This window comes from Rhodococcus sp. WB9 (genome assembly GCF_007558985.1).
Classification (GTDB): domain Bacteria; phylum Actinomycetota; class Actinomycetes; order Mycobacteriales; family Mycobacteriaceae; genus Rhodococcus_F; species Rhodococcus_F opacus.
Window position 1 is genome coordinate 148,336 of sequence record NZ_CP041769.1, and the last position, 19,564, is coordinate 167,899.

The 19,564-nt window shown below is 67.6% G+C and carries 16 protein-coding genes and 2 tRNA genes; all 18 read left to right on the forward strand.

From position 1 onward, the window contains the following. The first annotated feature begins 4 nt into the window (after nt 1-4). Complete coding sequence (gene gnd, locus FND50_RS00665; protein ID WP_144284409.1) at nt 5-916, forward strand: phosphogluconate dehydrogenase (NAD(+)-dependent, decarboxylating); 912 nt, start codon at nt 5-7, stop codon at nt 914-916. Beyond that, complete coding sequence (gene recF, locus FND50_RS00670) at nt 917-2,149, forward strand: DNA replication/repair protein RecF (RefSeq protein ID WP_144284410.1); 1,233 nt, start codon at nt 917-919, stop codon at nt 2,147-2,149. Next, nucleotides 2,139-2,702 carry a DUF721 family protein gene (locus tag FND50_RS00675; protein ID WP_005263477.1) on the forward strand — a complete coding sequence of 188 codons (564 nt, stop codon included), beginning with the start codon at nt 2,139-2,141 and terminating at the stop codon, nt 2,700-2,702. The genes recF and FND50_RS00675 overlap by 11 nt, the downstream gene beginning before the upstream one ends. Nucleotides 2,703-2,827: 125 nt before the next feature. Further along, a complete protein-coding gene (locus FND50_RS00680; RefSeq protein WP_144284411.1) occupies nt 2,828-3,736 on the forward strand; it encodes a metal-dependent hydrolase in 909 nt (302 codons plus the stop codon). Continuing rightward, entirely contained in the window at nt 3,733-4,851 is a 1,119-nt protein-coding gene (locus FND50_RS00685; RefSeq protein WP_144284412.1) for a PDR/VanB family oxidoreductase, read from the forward strand. The genes FND50_RS00680 and FND50_RS00685 overlap by 4 nt, the downstream gene beginning before the upstream one ends. A gap of 46 nt (nt 4,852-4,897) precedes the next feature. Then, on the forward strand, nt 4,898-5,836 hold the full coding sequence (locus FND50_RS00690) for an alpha/beta fold hydrolase (protein ID WP_144284413.1): 939 nt from the start codon (nt 4,898-4,900) through the stop codon (nt 5,834-5,836). Nucleotides 5,837-6,033: 197 nt separating this feature from the next. Next, nucleotides 6,034-8,076 carry a DNA topoisomerase (ATP-hydrolyzing) subunit B gene (gyrB, locus tag FND50_RS00695; RefSeq protein WP_144284414.1) on the forward strand — a complete coding sequence of 681 codons (2,043 nt, stop codon included), beginning with the start codon at nt 6,034-6,036 and terminating at the stop codon, nt 8,074-8,076. Nucleotides 8,077-8,500: 424 nt separating this feature from the next. Beyond that, entirely contained in the window at nt 8,501-11,326 is a 2,826-nt protein-coding gene (locus tag FND50_RS00700) for an ATP-binding protein (RefSeq protein WP_144284415.1), read from the forward strand. After that, on the forward strand, nt 11,323-11,739 hold the full coding sequence (locus tag FND50_RS00705) for a roadblock/LC7 domain-containing protein (protein WP_005249096.1): 417 nt from the start codon (nt 11,323-11,325) through the stop codon (nt 11,737-11,739). The genes FND50_RS00700 and FND50_RS00705 overlap by 4 nt, the downstream gene beginning before the upstream one ends. A gap of 7 nt (nt 11,740-11,746) precedes the next feature. After that, nucleotides 11,747-12,121: a DUF742 domain-containing protein gene (locus FND50_RS00710; RefSeq protein ID WP_144284416.1), complete on the forward strand. Its 375-nt coding sequence runs from the start codon at nt 11,747-11,749 to the stop codon at nt 12,119-12,121. A gap of 13 nt (nt 12,122-12,134) precedes the next feature. Then, a complete protein-coding gene (locus FND50_RS00715) occupies nt 12,135-12,686 on the forward strand; it encodes an ATP/GTP-binding protein (RefSeq protein WP_005249094.1) in 552 nt (183 codons plus the stop codon). 11 nt (nt 12,687-12,697) lie between these two features. After that, the gene (locus FND50_RS00720) at nt 12,698-13,540 is read left to right on the forward strand and encodes an MHYT domain-containing protein (RefSeq protein WP_005249093.1); all 843 of its coding nucleotides are present in this window, start codon (nt 12,698-12,700) and stop codon (nt 13,538-13,540) included. A 151-nt stretch (nt 13,541-13,691) separates the two neighbouring features. After that, complete coding sequence (gene gyrA / locus FND50_RS00725; protein ID WP_005249092.1) at nt 13,692-16,214, forward strand: DNA gyrase subunit A; 2,523 nt, start codon at nt 13,692-13,694, stop codon at nt 16,212-16,214. Further along, entirely contained in the window at nt 16,214-17,617 is a 1,404-nt protein-coding gene (locus FND50_RS00730; RefSeq protein ID WP_260850860.1) for a DUF3566 domain-containing protein, read from the forward strand. The genes gyrA and FND50_RS00730 overlap by 1 nt, the downstream gene beginning before the upstream one ends. A gap of 131 nt (nt 17,618-17,748) precedes the next feature. Next, a tRNA-Ile gene (locus FND50_RS00735) sits at nt 17,749-17,822 on the forward strand. A gap of 120 nt (nt 17,823-17,942) precedes the next feature. Beyond that, nucleotides 17,943-18,015 (forward strand) — tRNA-Ala (locus tag FND50_RS00740). A gap of 94 nt (nt 18,016-18,109) precedes the next feature. After that, on the forward strand, nt 18,110-18,943 hold the full coding sequence (locus FND50_RS00745; protein WP_144284417.1) for a siderophore-interacting protein: 834 nt from the start codon (nt 18,110-18,112) through the stop codon (nt 18,941-18,943). A 19-nt stretch (nt 18,944-18,962) separates the two neighbouring features. Then, nucleotides 18,963-19,553 (forward strand): chorismate mutase, encoded by a 591-nt coding sequence (locus tag FND50_RS00750; protein ID WP_144284418.1) that lies wholly within the window; start codon nt 18,963-18,965, stop codon nt 19,551-19,553. The last annotated feature ends 11 nt before the right edge of the window (nt 19,554-19,564 follow it).

Below are 19,564 nucleotides of genomic sequence, written 5' to 3' on the forward strand. Positions count from 1 at the left end.
CACGATGCAGATCGGGTTGGTCGGGCTCGGAAAGATGGGATTCAACATGCGCGAGCGGTTGCGCGCGCACGGGCACGAGGTGGTCGGCTACGACCCCCGCCCCGAGGTCACGGATGTGGCGTCGCTGGCGGAGCTCGCTCAGCGACTCGAGTCTCCGCGAGTCGTCTGGGTGATGGTTCCGGCGGGAAAGATCACCCAGGACACGGTGACCGAACTGTCGTCGGTGCTCGAGACCGGCGACCTGGTGATCGACGGCGGCAACTCGAGATACACCGACGACAAAATCCACGGCGAGCTGCTGGGTTCCCGCGGCATCGGCTACCTCGACTGCGGTGTGTCCGGCGGGGTGTGGGGACTCGAGAACGGCTACGGGCTGATGGTCGGCGGATCGGACGCGGACGTCGAGCGGGCGCTGCCGATCTTCGACGCTCTCCGTCCCGAGGGTGAGCGTGCGGACGGCTTCGTCCACGCCGGCCCGGTCGGCGCCGGCCACTACGCGAAGATGGTCCACAACGGCATCGAATACGGACTGATGCAGGCGTACGCCGAGGGCTACGAACTGCTCGAGGCGGAAGACCTCGTCACGGACGTCCACGGTGTGCTGCGCGCCTGGACCAAGGGCACGGTCGTCCGGTCGTGGCTGCTGGAGCTGCTCGTCAAGGCATTGGATGAGGATCCCGATTTCGCCGAGATCTCCGGTTACACAGACGATTCCGGTGAGGGACGCTGGACGGTGCTCGAGGCGATCGACCACGCGGTGCCGGCGCCGGTGATCTCGGCCGCGTTGTTCGCGCGGTTCGCGTCCCGTCAGGACGATTCCCCCGCGATGAAGGCCGTCTCGGCGCTGCGCAACCAGTTCGGTGGTCACGCCGTGAAGAAGGCGGCAGGCGAGGCAGAAGCCGGTTCTGGAACGTAGGTGTTCGTTCGCGCACTCTCGCTCAGAGACTTCCGTTCCTGGGACGCCCTCGGTCTCACCCTGCGTCCGGGCTGCACCGTCTTCGTCGGACCCAACGGGCACGGCAAGACGAACGTGCTCGAGGCGCTCGGCTACCTGTCGACCCTCTCGTCTCATCGGGTCAGCTCGGACGCCCCGCTGATCAGGACGGGCACCGGTCAGGCATTCGCCGGGGCCACGGTCGTCAACACCGGCCGGGAACTGACCGTCGATCTCGAGTTGAACGAGGGCAAGTCCAACCGGGCGCGGATCAACCAGTCGCCCACCCGGCGGCCGCGGGAGATTCTCGGGATTCTGCAGACGGTGCTGTTCGCGCCGGAGGATCTGTCGCTGGTCCGCGGCGATCCGGGTGATCGGCGACGCTACCTCGACGAGCTCCTCACGTCCCGTATCCCGCGGATGGCGGCGGTGCGCGCCGATTACGACCGGGTGCTGCGGCAGCGGTCGGCGCTGCTCAAGACGGCAGGCGGCGCGTTGCGACGGGTGTCGCGCGGCGGCGGCCAGTCGAGCGACGACGGCGCGAGTGCCCTTGCCACGCTGGAGGTCTGGGATGGACATCTCGCTGCACACGGCGCGCAGCTGCTCGCCGGAAGGCTTCACCTCGTCCACGATCTCGCGCCGCACCTGGCCGAGTCGTACCAATCGCTGGCGCCGGAATCGAGGCCCGCGAGCATCCGTTACCGCTCGAGTCTGGGGTCCTCGCTGCTTCCGGAGTTCACCGAACCGGCTCGAGCGCCCGAGGCGGGCGATATCGCGTTTCTCGAGGAGCGGTTTCTCCAGGAGCTGTCCGTGATGCGCGCCAAGGAGATCGAGCGGGGTGTGTGTCTCGTCGGCCCGCATCGTGACGATCTCGAACTGCAGCTCGGCGACACCCCGGCGAAGGGATTCGCGAGTCACGGTGAGTCGTGGTCGTTCGCGTTGTCGTTGCGGTTGGCGGGATTCACACTGCTGCGTTCGGAGGGCAGCGATCCCGTCCTCATGCTCGACGACGTGTTCGCCGAACTCGACCGTCGTCGACGGCGCGCACTCGCCAAGGTCGCGTTGGATGCGGAACAGGTGCTGATCACGGCGGCCGTGCCGGAAGATGTTCCGGAGGAACTCGACGCCGTCCGATTCGGTGTGGAGGCCCGCGACACCGATCGTGGACGAATATCGCACATTGTGGAAGAGACGGAGGACCGCCGTGACGGATGACGTCGAACCCACCGCACCGGCTGCGGCCCCCGAACCGGAGGTGAAGGGAATCGACCTCGCGCGCCGTGCCCTGGAGGAGGCGCGTGCCGCGGCGAAGGCCAGCGGAAAATCCGTCGGGCAGGGCCGCCGATCCGGAACCGGTGTCCGGGCCCTGCGCGCCCGGCGTCGACGCGGATGGTCGGGTCCCGGACCGGACGACCGCGACCCGCAGCCGTTCGGTGCGCTGACCAACGCGATCGCGAAACAACGCGGCTGGTCGCCCAAGGTGTCGGAGGGGACGGTCCTCGGTCGGTGGGTACAGGTGGTCGGTGAGGACATCGCCGCGCACGCCGAACCGACGGGGCTGCGGGACGGGATTCTCAGCGTCTCCGCGGAGTCGACGGCCTGGGCGACGCAGCTTCGGATGATGCAGTCGCAGATTCTCGCGAAGATTGCTGCGGCCGTCGGCGACGGCGTCGTGAAGTCGTTGCGGATCACCGGTCCGACCGCCCCGAGCTGGCGAAAAGGCGAACGGCACATCCGGGGGCGCGGCCCTCGGGACACCTACGGATAGGCCGGAGCGGACGTTCGGTCCCTAGTTTTGTCTATTACCCGGTGTTACAGTTACTCCAAGTTTTCGAGTGAACTGTGCCACAAGCCTTCGTCGTGGCGCAGCTGCTGGCACGAAGGAGTAATGAGATGTCCGCCCCGACTGCACCCCGGAACGCGATCCCCGAACCGGAGCACATCCTGTTGCAGGCCAGGAACGTGGAGTTCGACTGGTCGAACCTCCCCATGCACTGGATCCCGGGCGACCCGTTCGGCACGCACGTCCTCAACGTCCTGCACCTTCTCCTGCCCGCCGGTGAGGAGTGGTTCGTCGAGACGTTCAAAGAGGCACTGCCGCTGATCGAGGACGAGCGGCTCCGCGACGACGTCGTCGGGTTCATCGGCCAGGAGGCGATGCACGCCAACGCCCACACCGGCGTGCTGGCGCACCTGAAGGAGAAGGGCCTCGACCCGACGCCCTTCACCGAGCAGATGGAATGGACCTTCTCCAAGATCCTCGGACCCCGACCGCTGACCGGTCTGCGGGAGAAGAACTACCTGATCGAGCGGCTGGCGGTCATCGCCGCCATCGAGCACATCACCGCGTTCCTCGGCGACTGGGTCCTCAATGCCGAGGGACTCGACCGCGCCGGCATGCATCCGACGATGCTCGACCTGCTGCGCTGGCACGGCGCCGAGGAGGTGGAGCACCGCTCCGTGGCCTACGACGTCATGCGGTACTTCGACAAGCGTGAGTCCCGGCGGATCCGCACCCAGGTGATCGTCACCCCGGTCATCGTGTGGCTGTGGGTGCGCGGCACCCGTTTCCTCATGCGCAACGATCCGGAGCTCGCCCAGTGGTCGGCGCACCGGCGCAAGCCGCACCTGACCGATTTCTTCGCGGCAGGCAAGCGTGGCACCCTCCCGACGGCCCGGGAACTCGGCAAGCGGATGTCGACCTACTTCACGCGTTCGTACCACCCGAGCAACGAGGGTTCGACGGCGCAGGCCGTGAAGTACCTGGCGTCCTCGCCGGCGGCTCAGGCGGCCGAGCGATGAAGCTGTCGCAGGTGCGGGAGGTGCTCACCGGGCAGGGCCTGCCCCGCTACGACGCTCCCCCGGACATCAAGGGGCGACCGCGCCCCGACCGCGCGATGCGGATCACCGAGGCCGTCGCTGCCAAGTACCTCCGTGTTCTCACCGCGTACGAGTACAACCCGGGCGTCGCCGGTCACAACCCGGACGTGGCGATGAAAATGGTTGTCTCCCAGCGTGACGTCGTCGCACGGGACGAGAACGTCGTCCAGTTGCGGTTCGAAGCCGAGGACGGCGCGGAACTCCCTGCGTGGCAGCCGGGTTCGCATCTCGATTTCCACCTGCCGTCCGGGCTGCGACGTCAGTACTCGCTGTGCGGGGACCCGGCGGACCGCACGGGCTACAGTGTCGCCGTTCGCCGGATCCCCGACGGCGGTGGCGGATCCCTCGAGATGCACGCGCTCGAACCGGGTGCCCCGGTGACGGTTCGGGGCCCCCGCAACGGGTTTCCCTTCGTCGGCGAAGGGAGCGCGCTCTTCGTCGCAGGCGGCATCGGCATCACGCCGATCCTCGCGATGGTCCGGGCGGCGCGCGAACTCGGAATGGACTGGCAGTTCGTGTACTCCGGCCGGTCACGGGAGTCGATGCCGTTCCTCGACGAGATCGAAACGTTCGACCGGTCACGGGTTTTCATCCGTCCCGACGACGAGTTCGGACTGCCGACCGCCGAGGAGTTGCTGGGGCGCGCCGCGCCGAGCGGTGCCGTCTACTGCTGCGGTCCGACGCCGATGCTGGAGTCGGTGCGCCGTGCGTTCCCCGGAAGCCCGGCTACCGCATTGCATTTCGAGCGGTTCGGGGCGCCGCCGGTGCTCGACGGCACCGAATTCGAAGTGCAGCTCGTCAGCACGGGTGAGGTGCTCACCGTGCCCGCCGACGAATCCGCACTGACGGTGATCAAGAAGACGATGCCCGGAGTGGGATATTCGTGCCAGCAGGGCTTCTGTGGCACCTGCAGGGTGAAGGTGCTCTCTGGCACCCCGGATCACCGCGAGACGCGGCTCACCGACGCCGAGCAGGAGAACGAGATGCTGATCTGCGTGTCCCGTGCCGACCGGGGCCGTCTCGTCCTCGATCTGTAGTTCCCACCGTCAAACCCGAACCCGCACGACGACCAGAGGACCCACCATGACTCCATCCACATCCGGTACCGCCCGGCGGATCACCAACGGTTCCGTCGAACTCGCCGTGTTCGAGAAGGGCAACCCCGACGGCGAGACGATCGTGCTCGTGCACGGCTGGCCCGACACCCACGACCTGTGGAGCCGGGTGGTGCCGTTCCTGACGGAGCGGTTCCGGGTGGTCAGCTACGACAGCCGCGGCGCAGGCCGGAGCACCGTGCCCACCCGGGTCGAGGACTACCGGCTGCCCGCCCTGGCCGGTGACCTGTTCGCCGTGATCGATGCCGTGAGCCCGGGCCGGCCGGTGCACGTGCTGGCCCACGACTGGGGATCGGTGGAGGCATGGGAGGCGGTCTGCGAACCGGGAGCCCGCGCGCGGATCGCGTCGTTCACCTCGGTCTCGGGCCCCAACCTCGATCACCTCGGCAAGTGGATGCGCCGCCGCATCTCGGGCCGCAGCTTCGGCGGGCCGCTCGCGCAGGCCGTCGCGTCCGGCTACACCGTCCTGTTCCAGATTCCGGGCCTGGCGACGCTGCCGCTGCGACTCTGGTTCTCCCGGCACTGGCCGACGTTCCTGAAGTTCTTCGACCGCCTCGATCCCGCGCTGGTGCGTCCGGCGCCGACGCTGGCGGACGACATGGTCAACGGTCTCAAGCTGTACCGCGCCAACATCCGCACGAGTCTGCTGAGGCCGCGCGAGCGGTACACCGACGTCCCCGTCCAACTGATCCTCAACAAGAAGGACAAGGCGGTGCGGCCCGTCGGCTACGAGGACACCGAGAAGTGGGCACCCGACCTGCGCCGTCGAGAGGTCGACGCCGGGCACTGGTCGCCGATCTCCCACGCCGAGGACATCGCGCAACTCGCCGCGGAGTTCGTGCTGGACGTCGAGGACCGGCAGTGGGCGGATCTCTCGGACGGCCCGTCCGCGAGCGCTTCGGCCTAGGTTTTCACTCCCGAGGCGCCCTGAAAATTCGTCTACGGGGCGCTCAGGGGTGTCATAGCACGCTCCTGGCGCTGACGTACCAGTAAGATGGCCGAGGTAACTAGCGGCAAGATTCCCGATTCTCGTCTCCCGCGTGCCCGACCAGGGCGGTGGGCGCCTGCGTCGGGCATTGGACGGAGAAGGAGAGCTACCCACCCGTGGCTGCCCAGAAGTCAGACAAAAGCACCTCCAGCAAGGACTACGGCGCTTCTTCCATCACCGTCCTCGAGGGACTCGAAGCCGTTCGTAAGCGACCGGGTATGTACATCGGTTCCACCGGTGAACGCGGTCTCCACCATTTGATCTGGGAAGTCGTCGACAACTCCGTCGACGAGGCCATGGCCGGCCACGCCACCAAGGTCGAGATCACCCTGCTCGAGGACGGTGGCGTCCGGGTCGTCGACGACGGTCGAGGCATCCCCGTCGGGATGCACGCCTCCGGTGTCCCCACCGTCGAGGTCGTCCTCACCCAGCTCCACGCCGGCGGCAAGTTCGACTCCGACTCCTACGCCGTGTCCGGCGGTCTGCACGGTGTCGGTATCTCCGTCGTCAACGCGCTGTCCACCCGGCTCGACGTCGACATCAAACGCGACGGCTTCCAATGGAACCAGACATATACCGACTCGAAGCCGGGTGAACTCGTCAAAGGCGAGGCCACCAAGGAAACGGGCACCACGGTCACGTTCTGGGCCGACCCGAACATCTTCGAGACCACGGTCTACAGCTTCGAGACGGTCGCGCGCCGCCTCCAGGAGATGGCCTTCCTCAACAAGGGCCTGACGATCACCCTCACCGACGAGCGCGTCAGCGACGCCGAGGTCACCGAGGAGGTCGTCAGTCAGGTCGCGGACGCGCCGAAAACCGCCGAGGACGAGTCCGCCGAGGCGGATGCGCCTGCCGTGCACAAGGTGAAGACCCGCGTCTACCACTACCCGGGCGGCCTCGAGGACTACGTGCGGCACATCAACCGCACGAAGCAGCCGATCCACAACTCCGTCGTCGGTTTCACCGCGAAGGGCACCGGCCACGAACTCGAGATCGCGATGCAGTGGAACTCCGGTTACTCGGAGTCGGTCCACACGTTCGCGAACACCATCAACACCCACGAGGGCGGCACCCACGAAGAGGGCTTCCGTTCCGCTCTGACGGCGACGGTCAACAAGTACGCGCTCGACAAGAAGCTCCTCAAGGAGAAGGACCCGAAGCTCACCGGTGACGACATCCGTGAGGGCCTCGCGGCGATCATCTCCGTGAAGGTCGGTGAACCGCAGTTCGAGGGTCAGACGAAGACGAAGCTCGGTAACACCGAGGTCCGGTCGTTCGTCCAGAAGGCGAGCAACGAGCACCTGTCGCACTGGTTCGAGGCGAACCCGGCCGACGCGAAGACCATCGTGAACAAGGCGGTGTCGTCGGCGCAGGCCCGCGTCGCCGCCCGCAAGGCCCGCGAACTGGTGCGCCGTAAGAGCGCCACCGACCTCGGCGGTCTGCCGGGCAAGCTCGCCGACTGCCGGTCCAATGATCCGAGCAAGTCCGAGATCTACATCGTGGAGGGCGACTCCGCAGGCGGCTCGGCCAAGTCCGGCCGCGACTCGATGTACCAGGCGATCCTGCCGCTGCGCGGAAAGATCATCAACGTCGAGAAGGCACGCATCGACCGTGTGCTGAAGAACACGGAAGTCCAGTCGATCATCACCGCGTTCGGCACGGGCATCCACGACGAATTCGACATCGCGAAGCTGCGGTACCACAAGATCGTGCTGATGGCCGACGCCGACGTCGACGGCCAGCACATCGCAACACTGCTGCTCACGCTGTTGTTCCGCTTCATGCGCCCGCTCGTCGAGCACGGTCACGTCTACCTCGCACAGCCCCCGCTGTACAAGTTGAAGTGGCAGCGCAGCGACCCGGAGTTCGCGTACTCGGACCGCGAGCGCGACGTCCTGGTCAAGGCCGGTCTCGAGTCCGGCAAGAAGATCAACAAGGACGACGGCATCCAGCGTTACAAGGGTCTCGGCGAGATGAATGCCAAGGAACTGTGGGAGACCACGATGGATCCGACGGTGCGCGTTCTGCGTCTGGTGACGCTCGACGACGCGGCCGCAGCCGACGAGCTGTTCAGCGTTCTCATGGGTGAGGACGTCGAGGCCCGGCGTAGCTTCATCACCCGTAACGCCAAGGACGTCCGCTTCCTCGACGTCTAGGTATCCGGCACAAGAGATTACGGATATCGTGCAGCCACCGGCGGTCGGAAGACCCCGGTGGCTGCACCCGTCTGGGCCGGTTACTGGACCGGGTGACGCGGAAATCCGTCCTCGACTGTGAACCGCGATTCTGTGTAGCCTGGTCCGCTGATCCCCCCGCGACGGCAACGTCTGGGATCGGTGGTGCGCATGTTACTTGGAAGTAAGGATCGGGGAATTTCTGTGGTAAGAACGTTCCCCATGGGGATGTGATGAACTCGTTACATTCGGAAATCGGTGCGTCGGGCAGCGCTGCGCACAGCGCAACTGATCGATCACTTTCCTCTGTCGACGCGTGTCGTCCGGGCCGGTACGACTGTCCTGCCGCAGGCGCGGTCACGAGCACAGAGCGACAAGCTATGAGTGGTTGGAAAGGAAGCGTGGGATGAGCGACGATTCGCCGCCCCGGGCAAAGTTCTGGGATATCGAGGGTTGGGGCCTGCGGTGGAAGGTCACCGCGGTTCTCGCAGTTCCCGTCACCGTCGCCATGGTGCTCGGCGGGCTCCGGGTGCAGGGCGAGCTGAGTAACGCCGTCCACTTCACCGAGGCGGCCGACCAGATCGTCGTCGTCCCGGACATCGTGGCCCTCGAGGCCTCGATGGGTACCGTGACCAGTGGTTACGCCTCGGGCACCCTCACCAAGCAGGACCGCGAGGACGCGGAATCCCTGATGAACGACGTGTCCGAACAGGCCAGGAACCCGGAGCTGGATCCCGCCGTCGCAAGTTCCATCAACCAGACCGTCTCGGACGGCCGCGCCCTCCTGAATCTGATGGATTCCCCGGGCGTCGCCACCGACCTGCTCGCGGAACGCCAGCGCGCGTTCGCCGCGGACTTCATCCGCGAAGTGGACGACATCGTCCGTCCCATCGAAGACAGCGAAGTCGTCGACAAGGGCTACCAGCTGACCAACGCGTGGCAGGCGCAGCGTCGCCTGTTCGAGCAGGCCATGGGCCTCGTGATCGTGAAGGACGTCTACGCCGGTCCCGACGGACGGGAGAAAGCCCGCACGGGTGACATTCCCACCTCGGCCGTCGTCGCGGCCGCCGGCGCCGAATCGAGCCTCCTCGACGTCCTCGACCGGTACTACCCCAAGGGTGATGCCCGTCTCGAGACGCTGCGAAACAACATCAACGACCGCAACGCCCTCATCGACCAGGGCCTGGCGGACGCGGCGCGCGGCGGGATGCTGCCCATCCTGCAGCTGCGCTCCTCGCTCATCGCGAGCCGTGACGTCTACCAGGAGCTGACCAGCGAAGCGGCGAACGACATCGCGTCCACCGTGCAGGTCCGCGCGGCCGAGACCCGGTCCGCCGCGCTGCGTGACACGGCGATCGTCCTCGGAACCCTGCTCGCCGCCCTCGTCCTCGCGCTCCTCGTGTCGCGGTCGCTGATCGGTCCGATCCGCCGCCTGCGGTACGGCGCGCTGAAGGCCGCGCGCCGCGACCTTCCGGAGGCGATCGAGCAGATCAAGGCCAGTGACGATCCGCGGGCACTGTCGTTCGAGCCGGTGGCCGTGCACTCCTCCGAGGAGATCGGCCAGCTCGCCCGCGCCGTGGACGACATCCACGGGCAGGCGCTCAAGCTCGCCGGTGAGCAGGCGCAACTGCGCCTGCAGATCAACGACATGTTCGAAACCCTCGCGCGCCGAAGCAAGTCGCTCGTCGACCAGCAGCTCGGCCTGATCGAGAATCTCGAGTTCGAGGAAAAGGATCCGAAGCGACTCGAGAGCTTGTTCCGGCTCGACCACCTGGCGGCGCGTATGCGCCGGAACGGTGAGAACCTGCTGATTCTGGCCGGTACCCGCGTGCGTCGTTCGCAGGCGTCGCCGATCCCGCTCGGCGACGTGCTGCGTGCGGCGATCTCCGAGGTCGAGGACTATCAGCGTGTGCAGATGGGTGCGACCCCCGAAGGCGCGCTCAGCGGCACCGTCGTCACGGACGTCGTGCACCTGCTCGCCGAACTCGTCGACAACTCGCTGCGCGCCTCGCCGCCCGACACTTCGGTGACGTTCAGCTTCGCTCGCGCCGTGGACGGCGGGGTGCTGCTCGAGATCGCGGACCGCGGTATCGGTATCCCGGCCGATGACATGCGCGCCGTCAACGAGCGTCTGGCGTCGGGTGGTGAGGTCGGTCCCGAGACCGCCCGCCACATGGGTCTGTTCGTCGTGAGCCGCCTCGCGAAGCGTCACGGCCTGACCGTGCGCCTGCGGTCGACGTTCGACACCGCCCGCAACCCGGGTGTGACCGTGAGCATCCACATCCCGAATGCGCTGATCGTGTCGCAGGCTGCCCGGCAGGACACCGGACCGCAGCGTAGGATTCCTGCGGCGCCGGTCCGCACCGCCATTCCGGCACCCGCGGCACCGCGCACGGACAACGGACAGCAGAAGCCGGCAACCCGAAACGGACTGCCGACCCGCACCCCGTCCACGCCCCCGCCGAGCCCGGCACCTGCGGGCGCGGTGACGACGGCGTCGGGCACGAGCCTGCCCCGACGTCAGCCCGGTGCCAGTGGCATCGCGGCCGGCGCGGGATCGCCGGCCGGTGCCCCGGCCGCGCAGTCCCAGGACACCGTCAACGTCCGCGGATCCGGGGCGATGCCGAAGCTGCCCGTGCGGCGGCCGCAGGGGGCTACCCCGGAGACGGCACCGGCGGAATCGCAGCCGCAGCACGCACCGCACGCACCACGAAGCGAGAACCGCACCGCGGCGCGGACCGCGGAACAGCCGGCGCCCACGTCGTCGAACGGCGACGATCAGGCACCGGTCCGGCACCGCTACCGCACCAACTCGGCGAAGACCGCGTCGTTCTTCCAGTCGCGGATCGATCCGCCGTCGGCCGAGGCCACACCCCGGCCCGGCGGCGGTACCCCGATCTTCTCCGACATGGTGTCCGACTGGCTGACCGATCCGACCGGTGCCGAGGGCGCACCCGGTGTCTGGCATTCCGCCGGCGACGCCGGATGGTCCGCCGCCGAACGGATCAGCGAGACTCCCGTCGAGGTCGACCCGGAGATCGGACTGCCGAAGCGGCGTCCCGGCGACCGACTGGTTCCCGGCACGGTCGAAGGCGCGCACAATACGGGGACACTGCGCCGGGTGCGTGACCCTGAGACAATTCGCGCCAATCTCAGTCGTCACCAGCAGGGCGTCCGAAACGGCAGGGCCACGAGGCTCGCGGAACGTAACAGCATTGAAGGAGACCGATGAACACCGCTCATGGATCCGACGTCACGCGACCGCTCGACTGGTTGGTGTCGAACTTCGCCAGTGACGTGCCCGGTGTCTCCCACGCCGTGCTCGTGTCGGCGGACGGTCTCCTGATGGCAGCCAGCGCCCATCTCCCGATCGACCGGGCCGAGCAGCTGGCCGCGGTCACCTCGGGGCTGGCCAGCCTGTCGGCCGGTGTGTCCCGGTTGTTCGAAGGCGGCGGAGTGCTGCAGTCGGTGGTCGAAATGCAGCACGGGTACCTGCTGCTCATGAGCGTCGGCGACGGCTCGCACCTCGCGACGCTCACGGACGCCGAGTGCGACATCGGACAGGTCGGCTACGAGATGGCGATCCTGGTCGACCGCGTCGGCGCATCGGTGCAGGCCACGGCCCGCACCCCGCAGGGTCTCTGACCAGCCCATGCCCATGAACGACCACCACTCGGAGCAGTCGGGCCCGAACATCGTGCGCCCGTACTCGCTGACGTCGGGCCGGACCCGGCCTGCGGTCGAGCTCGCACTCGAAGCGTTGATTCAGGCACTGCCGCAGTCGGTGGACCGGCAGTGGGAACTCGACGACGTCAACGCCGCGATCGTCGCGTTGTGTCAGCAGTCGCCTTCGGTCGCCGAGATCGCCGCCCGGGTGGGCGTACCCCTCGGAGTGGCACGCGTCCTGGTCGCCGACCTGGTCGAGGCCGGTCATCTGCAGATCCTGGCCACCCTGAAGGAAGACTCGACCGACTCCGAACGTCGTGAACTCATCGAAAGGGTCCTCAGTGGACTTCGCGAAATCTGATCCCCGCAATCGGGTGACCTCGACCAAGATCGTGATCGCCGGCGGGTTCGGCGTCGGCAAGACCACGCTGGTGGGGGCTGTCTCCGAGATCGTCCCGCTGCGCACCGAGGCGCTCGTGACCAACGCCAGCGACGGCGTCGACAACCTGGCTGCGACACCGCAGAAGGGCACGACCACCGTCGCCATGGACTTCGGTCGCATCAGCCTGGCCGACGACCTGGTGCTGTACCTGTTCGGTACCCCCGGTCAGCACCGGTTCTGGTTCATGTGGGACGACCTGATCCGCGGTGCGATCGGTGCGATCGTCCTGATCGACACCCGCCGGCTGGACGAGAGTTTCGCGGCCGTCGACTTCTTCGAGGCCCGGCAACTGCCGTTCCTCGTCGCGATCAACGAATTCGACGACGCCCCGCGCTACCCCATCGAGGACATTCGCGCGGCCCTCGCGATCTCCGAGGACGTGCCGATCATCCCGATCGACGCGCGTGACCGGGAATCGGCGAAACGCGCCCTGGTCGCGATCACCGAATACGCACTGACCAAGCTCCACACGGCCGCGTACTGAGGATTCGAAACATGTCGGACGACTTGCAGCACTTCTCTATGGGCACGTGGATCGTCGCCCTCGCCGCGGTCACGGCGTTCATCGGCGTCTTCGTCGGGATCGCCAGCGCCCGCAAGGCGGTGACCGCGCCGAACCCGAGGCAGCGGTACCTCTGGCTGGCCTGGGGTGCGCTGTCCATCGGCGGCATCGGCGCCTGGCTGCCGCACTACATCGCGATGGTCGGGTTCGAGGTCTACGGCAGCGTGGTGCGCTACGACGTCCTGTGGATCGCGGTTTCTTTCGTGGTGCCCGTCGCGGCCGCCGCGGTGGCGTTGCTGATCATCAGCCCGCCGCCGACGAAACACCGGCGGCCGAGCGCGTCGGTGGAGATCGGCCGCCTCGCCGGCGGTGCGGTGCTCCTCGGCGTCGGCCTCACCGGAATGGACCTGGCGATCGTCGCCTCCCTCGAGATCCAGGGGTCGGTGGAATCCGACATCCTGCTGACGGCAGCGTCGGCCGTGATCGGCCTGGTCGTCGGCGCCGGAATCATGTGGTCGATCTCGGCCCTCGAATCCCGCACGCTGCGACTCGTGGCGTCGGTGGTCGTGGCGGCCGGACTGGTGGCCATGCACTACACCGGCGTGTTCGGGCTGAGCGTCACCGTCGACCAGGCCGTGGCGCGCCCGGACGGACTCGAGGTGTTCTCGATCCTGTTCCCCGTCTTCGTGCTGGGCATGCTCGTGGTCACGATCCCGATCACCGCCCTGCTGATGGCGCCCGACCGCGTCGCCGCCGAGCTCGAACTCGAGGCCGACATGCTCGCCGCCGAATCCCTCGCCGCCGAAACACAGGGCCGGGAGCTCGAACTCCAGTAGATCGGACGACTCCTGCGGCACCGATTCATGAGTGCACCCGAGTCCTTCACCCTCACAGCTGACCTGCACCTATAGACTCGGGTGGTTGCGCGACGTCGTGCAGGACCGCGAGTCCGCGAGGAGACGTCAAGCCGAGTAGAAGAAGGAGCTCATGACTGACACAACGTTGCCGCCGGAGGGACCGGGGCACGACCGCATCGAGCCCGTCGACATTCAGCAGGAGATGCAGAGCAGCTACATCGATTACGCGATGAGCGTGATCGTGGGTCGTGCGCTGCCCGACGTGCGAGACGGCCTCAAGCCGGTGCACCGCCGCGTTCTGTACGCGATGTACGACAACGGTTACCGGCCCGATCGCGGTTATGTGAAGTCTGCGCGACCGGTCGCCGAGACGATGGGTAACTACCACCCCCACGGCGACGCCTCGATCTACGACACGCTCGTCCGCATGGCCCAGCCCTGGTCGCTGCGGTACCCGCTCGTCGACGGCCAGGGCAACTTCGGTTCCCGCGGCAACGACGGCGCCGCCGCGATGCGATACACCGAGTGCCGGCTCACTCCGCTGGCCATGGAAATGCTGCGTGAGATCGACCACGAGACGGTCGATTTCACCCCGAACTACGACGGTCGTACACAGGAACCGTCAGTTCTCCCCAGCCGTATCCCCAACCTGTTGATCAATGGTTCCGGCGGCATCGCCGTCGGTATGGCCACCAACATCCCGCCGCACAACCTGCGCGAGGTCGCCGAGGCCATCTACTGGGCGCTCGAGAACTGGGAAGCCGACGAGGAGTCCACCCTCACCGCGGTCATGGAACGTGTCAAGGGACCCGACTTCCCGACGCACGGCCTGATCGTCGGCGGCCAGGGCATCCACGACGCCTACACCACCGGACGCGGTTCGGTCCGCATGCGCGGTGTGGTGGAGATCGAGGAGGACGCCAAGGGGCGCACCACGATCGTCATCACCGAACTGCCGTACCAGGTGAACCCGGACAACCTGATCACGTCGATCGCCGAGCAGGTGCGCGACGCGAAGATCGCCGGCATCTCCGACATCCACGACGAGTCCTCGGACCGCGCAGGTATGCGCATCGTCGTCACCGTCAAGCGTGACGCGGTCGCGAAGGTCGTGCTCAACAACCTGTACAAGCACACCCAGCTGCAGACCAGCTTCGGCTGCAACATGCTGTCCATCGTCGACGGCGTGCCGCGCACCCTACGGCTCGACCAGATGATCCGGCTCTACGTCGCCCACCAGGTCGAGGTCATCCGCAGGCGCACCGAGTACCTGCTCCGCAAGGCCGAGGAACGCGCTCACATCCTGCGCGGACTGGTGAAGGCGCTCGACGCCCTCGACGAGGTCATCGCGCTGATCCGGGCGTCGCAGACCGTCGACATCGCGCGGGCCGGCCTGATCGAGCTGCTCACCGTCGACGAGATCCAGGCCGACGCGATCCTCGCGATGCAGCTGCGCCGCCTCGCCGCACTCGAGCGTCAGAAGATCATCGACGAACTCGCCGAGATCGAGCGGGAGATCGCCGACCTCAAGGACATCCTCGAGAAGCCCGAGCGTCAGCGCCGGATCGTCCGCGACGAGCTCAAGGAGATCGTCGACAAGCACGGCGACGACCGCCGGACCCGCATCATCGCGGCCGACGGCGACGTGGCCGACGAGGATCTGATCGCCCGCGAGGACGTCGTCGTCACGATCACCGAGACCGGCTACGCCAAGCGCACCAAGACCGACCTGTACCGCTCGCAGAAGCGCGGCGGCAAGGGTGTGCAGGGCGCCGGGCTGAAGCAGGACGACATCGTCTCGCACTTCTTCGTCAGCTCCACGCACGACTGGCTGCTGTTCTTCACCACGAAGGGCCGCGTGTACCGGGCCAAGGCATACGAGCTGCCGGAGGCGAGCCGCACGGCCCGCGGACAGCACGTGGCCAACCTGCTCGCGTTCCAGCCCGACGAGCGCATCCAGAGCGTCATCCAGATCAAGACGTACGAGGACGCCCCCTACCTCGTTCTCGCCACCCGCAACGGTCTGGTGAAGAAGTCCAAGCTCACCGACTTCGACTCGAACCGCAGCGGCGGCATCGTCGCCATCAACCTGCGCGGCGAGGACGAACTGGTCGGCGCGGTCCTCTGCTCCTCCGACGACGACCTGCTGCTCGTCTCCGCGCAGGGACAGTCGATCCGCTTCTCCGCCACCGACGAGGCGCTGCGACCGATGGGCCGCGCCACGTCCGGCGTCCAGGGCATGCGATTCAACGGTGACGACGAACTGCTGTCGCTGAACGTGGTGCGTGAAGGCACCTATCTGCTGGTGGCGACGTCGGGTGGCTACTCGAAGCGCACCGGCATGGAGGACTACCCGGTCCAGGGACGCGGCGGAAAGGGTGTACTCACGATCCAGTACGACCGGAAACGTGGCACCCTGGTCGGAGCGCTCATCGTGAACGACGACGACGAGCTCTACGCGATCACGTCGGGCGGTGGCGTCATCCGCACCGCCGCCAAGCAGGTCCGCAAGGCCGGTCGGCAGACCAAGGGGGTTCGTTTGATGAACCTCGGGGAAGGCGACACCCTGCTCGCGATCGCGCGCAATGCCGACGAACCGGACGAACCCGACGACAACGCCGAGAGCAGCGGCAAAGGAGCTAAGGAGTCCTAGTGAGCACTCCCAACCAGCCAGGCAGTGACCGGCAGAACCCGGGTTCCGCCAATCAGGCGCCATCCGAGCAGCAGGCCTCCCGCACTCCCCAGAACGGGTCGGCGCGACCGAACCCGCAGCAGGGTTCCGCGCCGCAGGGGCCGCAGGCGTCAGCCGGTCGTGGCCCCGCTCAGGCGGGGCCGGCTGCCCGGCCGGGCAGTGCTCCCGACGGAAGACCGGATCGGCAGGCTCCGGCCGATCCGGCCCGGTCGCCGTCGACGCCCCAGCATCAGGGTCCGCGCACGCAGACCCCGCAGGGCAGGCCCGTGCCGCCGTCGCAGCAGGGTCACGCACCGAATCAGCAGGCTCCCGGGCATCAGGACCCGCCGCAGCAGGCGTCCGGCAACCGGGCTCCCACGGGCGGTGCTCCCACCGAGTCCATCCGGGGAAATCAGGCTCCGCCGTGGCAGCGGGGAATGCAGCGTGAGCCGCAGACCAACCTGAAGCGGCCCGTGCAGGGCGGGGCCGGTGCCAAGCAGGCCCCGCGCCGGGAGGGTCAGCCGAACCCGTCCAACGGTGCGACCGCAGCCACTGCGGCGGGTGCCGCGGCAGCGAAGGCTCCCGGCGGCCAGGATGTCCAGAAACCGCAGACCGCGCCGACGCAGAAGCAGCAGCCCCAGGCGCAGGGTCAGCGACCTCAGGGCACGCAGAACTCGGGTGCTCCCACCCAGGCCGTGCCCACCCAGAAGGCGCCCGCACAGAACCCGTCGGCGCCGGCGAAGGGTCAGCCCGCGCCCAAGCAGGGGCCCGATCGCACACCGTCCTCGACAGCGGCCACGGCTGCCGTCGGTGCGGTGTCCGGTGCCGCCGCGGCCGGTGCCGTGACTCAGCGGGAGGCCGCGAAGGCCAAGGCGTCCGCGATCGACGGACCCACCCGGCACATCAACCGGGACGTGCTCCCCAAGGACATGCCGGACCTGTCCGAGGCCAAGCACCCCTTGCCCGGGGCAGCGGCCACTGGTCGGCAGCCGAAGGTCGCCGTGGCCCCGCAGCGGGTCGAGGAGGGCGAGGCTCTCCGGGCGACGGTGCAGGTCCGCAAGATCGATCCGTGGTCGACGCTGAAGATCTCGTCCGTCATTTCGGTGTCGCTGTTCTTCGTGTGGATGGTGGCCGTCGGCCTGCTGTACGTCGTCCTGGACGGGATGGGCGTGTGGGACCGGCTGAACAACGCGTTCACCGATATCGTCGCGGAGTCGAGCTCTGACGGGCTCGTGACGGCCGGGCAGGTCTTCGGATACGCCGCCGTCATCGGTCTCGCGAACATGGTGTTGTTCACCGCACTGGCGACGATCGGCGCCTTCATCTACAACCTGTGTTCCGACCTCGTCGGGGGCGTCGAAGTGACGCTCGCCGACCGGGACTGAACGCGGAAAACGACGAGGGCTGAGCTGGGAAAAGAGCGTCTCGCCGGACCGGTTTTGGTAGTTGCCGGTCCGGTGGGGTAATCTTCCGACTCGGTTCAGGGAACTGCGCGAGATGAGTTTCCAGACTTCAGGGGCCTATAGCTCAGGCGGTTAGAGCGCTTCGCTGATAACGAAGAGGTCGGAGGTTCAAGTCCTCCTAGGCCCACTCCTGGTGCCGGTGAAAGGTCATTCGCATGAAGGTCCTCCTGTTTGTGGGAGCCGGAGTGCTGGTGGCGATCGGACTGTCCAAGTTGCTTCGCGGCAACGAGGTGTGGCACGAGGTAACGGGGCCTTAGCTCAGTTGGTAGAGCGCTGCCTTTGCAAGGCAGATGTCAGGAGTTCGAATCTCCTAGGCTCCACAAGTACAAATACAGAAGTAGCGTGCCCCGGATTCGGAAGAGTCCGGGGCACACTGCTGTGCGGACCAGAACCGGGTGAGGTTACCCTTACTTCATGACTGCCCTCGATCCCGGAGCCCGTGAACGTCTCGACCCGCGCGGCCGCGTCGCATCCCACCACCGGACCGGTGAGGGAACCGCACGCATCGGATACCCGATCGGAGTCCGCACGGTCACGGTCCGTGCACGCGAGCACGTCACACCCCGCATGGTGCGTCTGACGCTCGGGGGCCCCGGCCTCGACGGATTCCACACCTACCAGGCCGACGATCACGTCAAGATCGTGTTCCCCGATCCGGACGGCACTCGCCGCGTCCCGGTGGTGAACGACGCGATGATGCTCGACTGGCCGCGACCGCTCCCGACCACGCGGAAATACACCGTCCGCCGCTACGACGCCGACGCCCGCGAACTCGACCTCGACTTCGTGCTGCACGAGGGCGGGCTCGCGTCCTCCTGGGTAAGGACGGTCGCGATCGGTGACGACGTGACCATCGCCGGACCGCCCGGCGCGAAGGCATTCGCCCACAACTTCGACCACTACGTCTTCGCGGTCGATTCCACCGCGCTTCCGGCGGTCGCGCGGTGGCTCGACGAATCCCCGGCCGACGTCTCGGCGCACGTCGTGATCGAGACCGACGACGACGTCGAGCACGGTTACCCGCTGGCCGTGCGCGAGAACGTGGACGTGACGTGGCTCGTGCGCGACGGCAGCGAGTCCGCCGTGGCGTCGACGGTGCAGTCGCTCGATCTGCCCGACGGCCGCTCCTTCCTGTTCGCGGCAGGCGAGGCGACCGACATCAAGCCTCTGCGCGCGTGGAGCCGGGACCGGATGGATTCGCTGTTCACCGGGTACTGGAAACGCGGAGTCGCCGGGCTGGACGACTGACCGGCCCTACACTCGCACCATGACCACGGTCCGGCCAGCACTCGCCCGCCGCGCGGCCGTCGCCGCGGTGATGCTCGGGCTACTGACGGCAGGCGGTACCGCGCCCGCGGGTGCGCAGACCCGACCACTGGAACCGATCGCCCGGGCGGTCTCGCTTCGCCTCGCCACGGCCGACGCGGTGGCGGCGGCCAAGTGGGGCACCCCGTCACCGATCGACGATCCCGCGCGCGAGGCGCAGGTCCTGGGTGCGGTCGCCACGCAGGCGGCCGACGAGGGTCTGAGTGCGGGGCGGGTGCAGCAGATCTTCCGCGACCAGATCGAGGCCAACAAGGAGGTGCAGCGCGCCCTCTTCGCCTGGTGGAGCGTTGCGCCGGGGGCGGCGCCGACTGTCAGGCCCGACCTGACACAGGTTCGTCCGGTGATCGACCGCCAGAACTCGGACATACTCCTGCAGCTGCGCGAACAGGAGGCCGTGCTCGCCGGTCCGGGGTGCGTGCCCGCTCTCGTCGACGCCACGGTCGCGGTGGCGGCCGAACAACGCCTCGACCCGCTGCATCAGGCCACGCTGGCGCGTGCGCTCGTGTCGATCTGTGAATCGGTCCGCGAATGACTGGCCGTTTC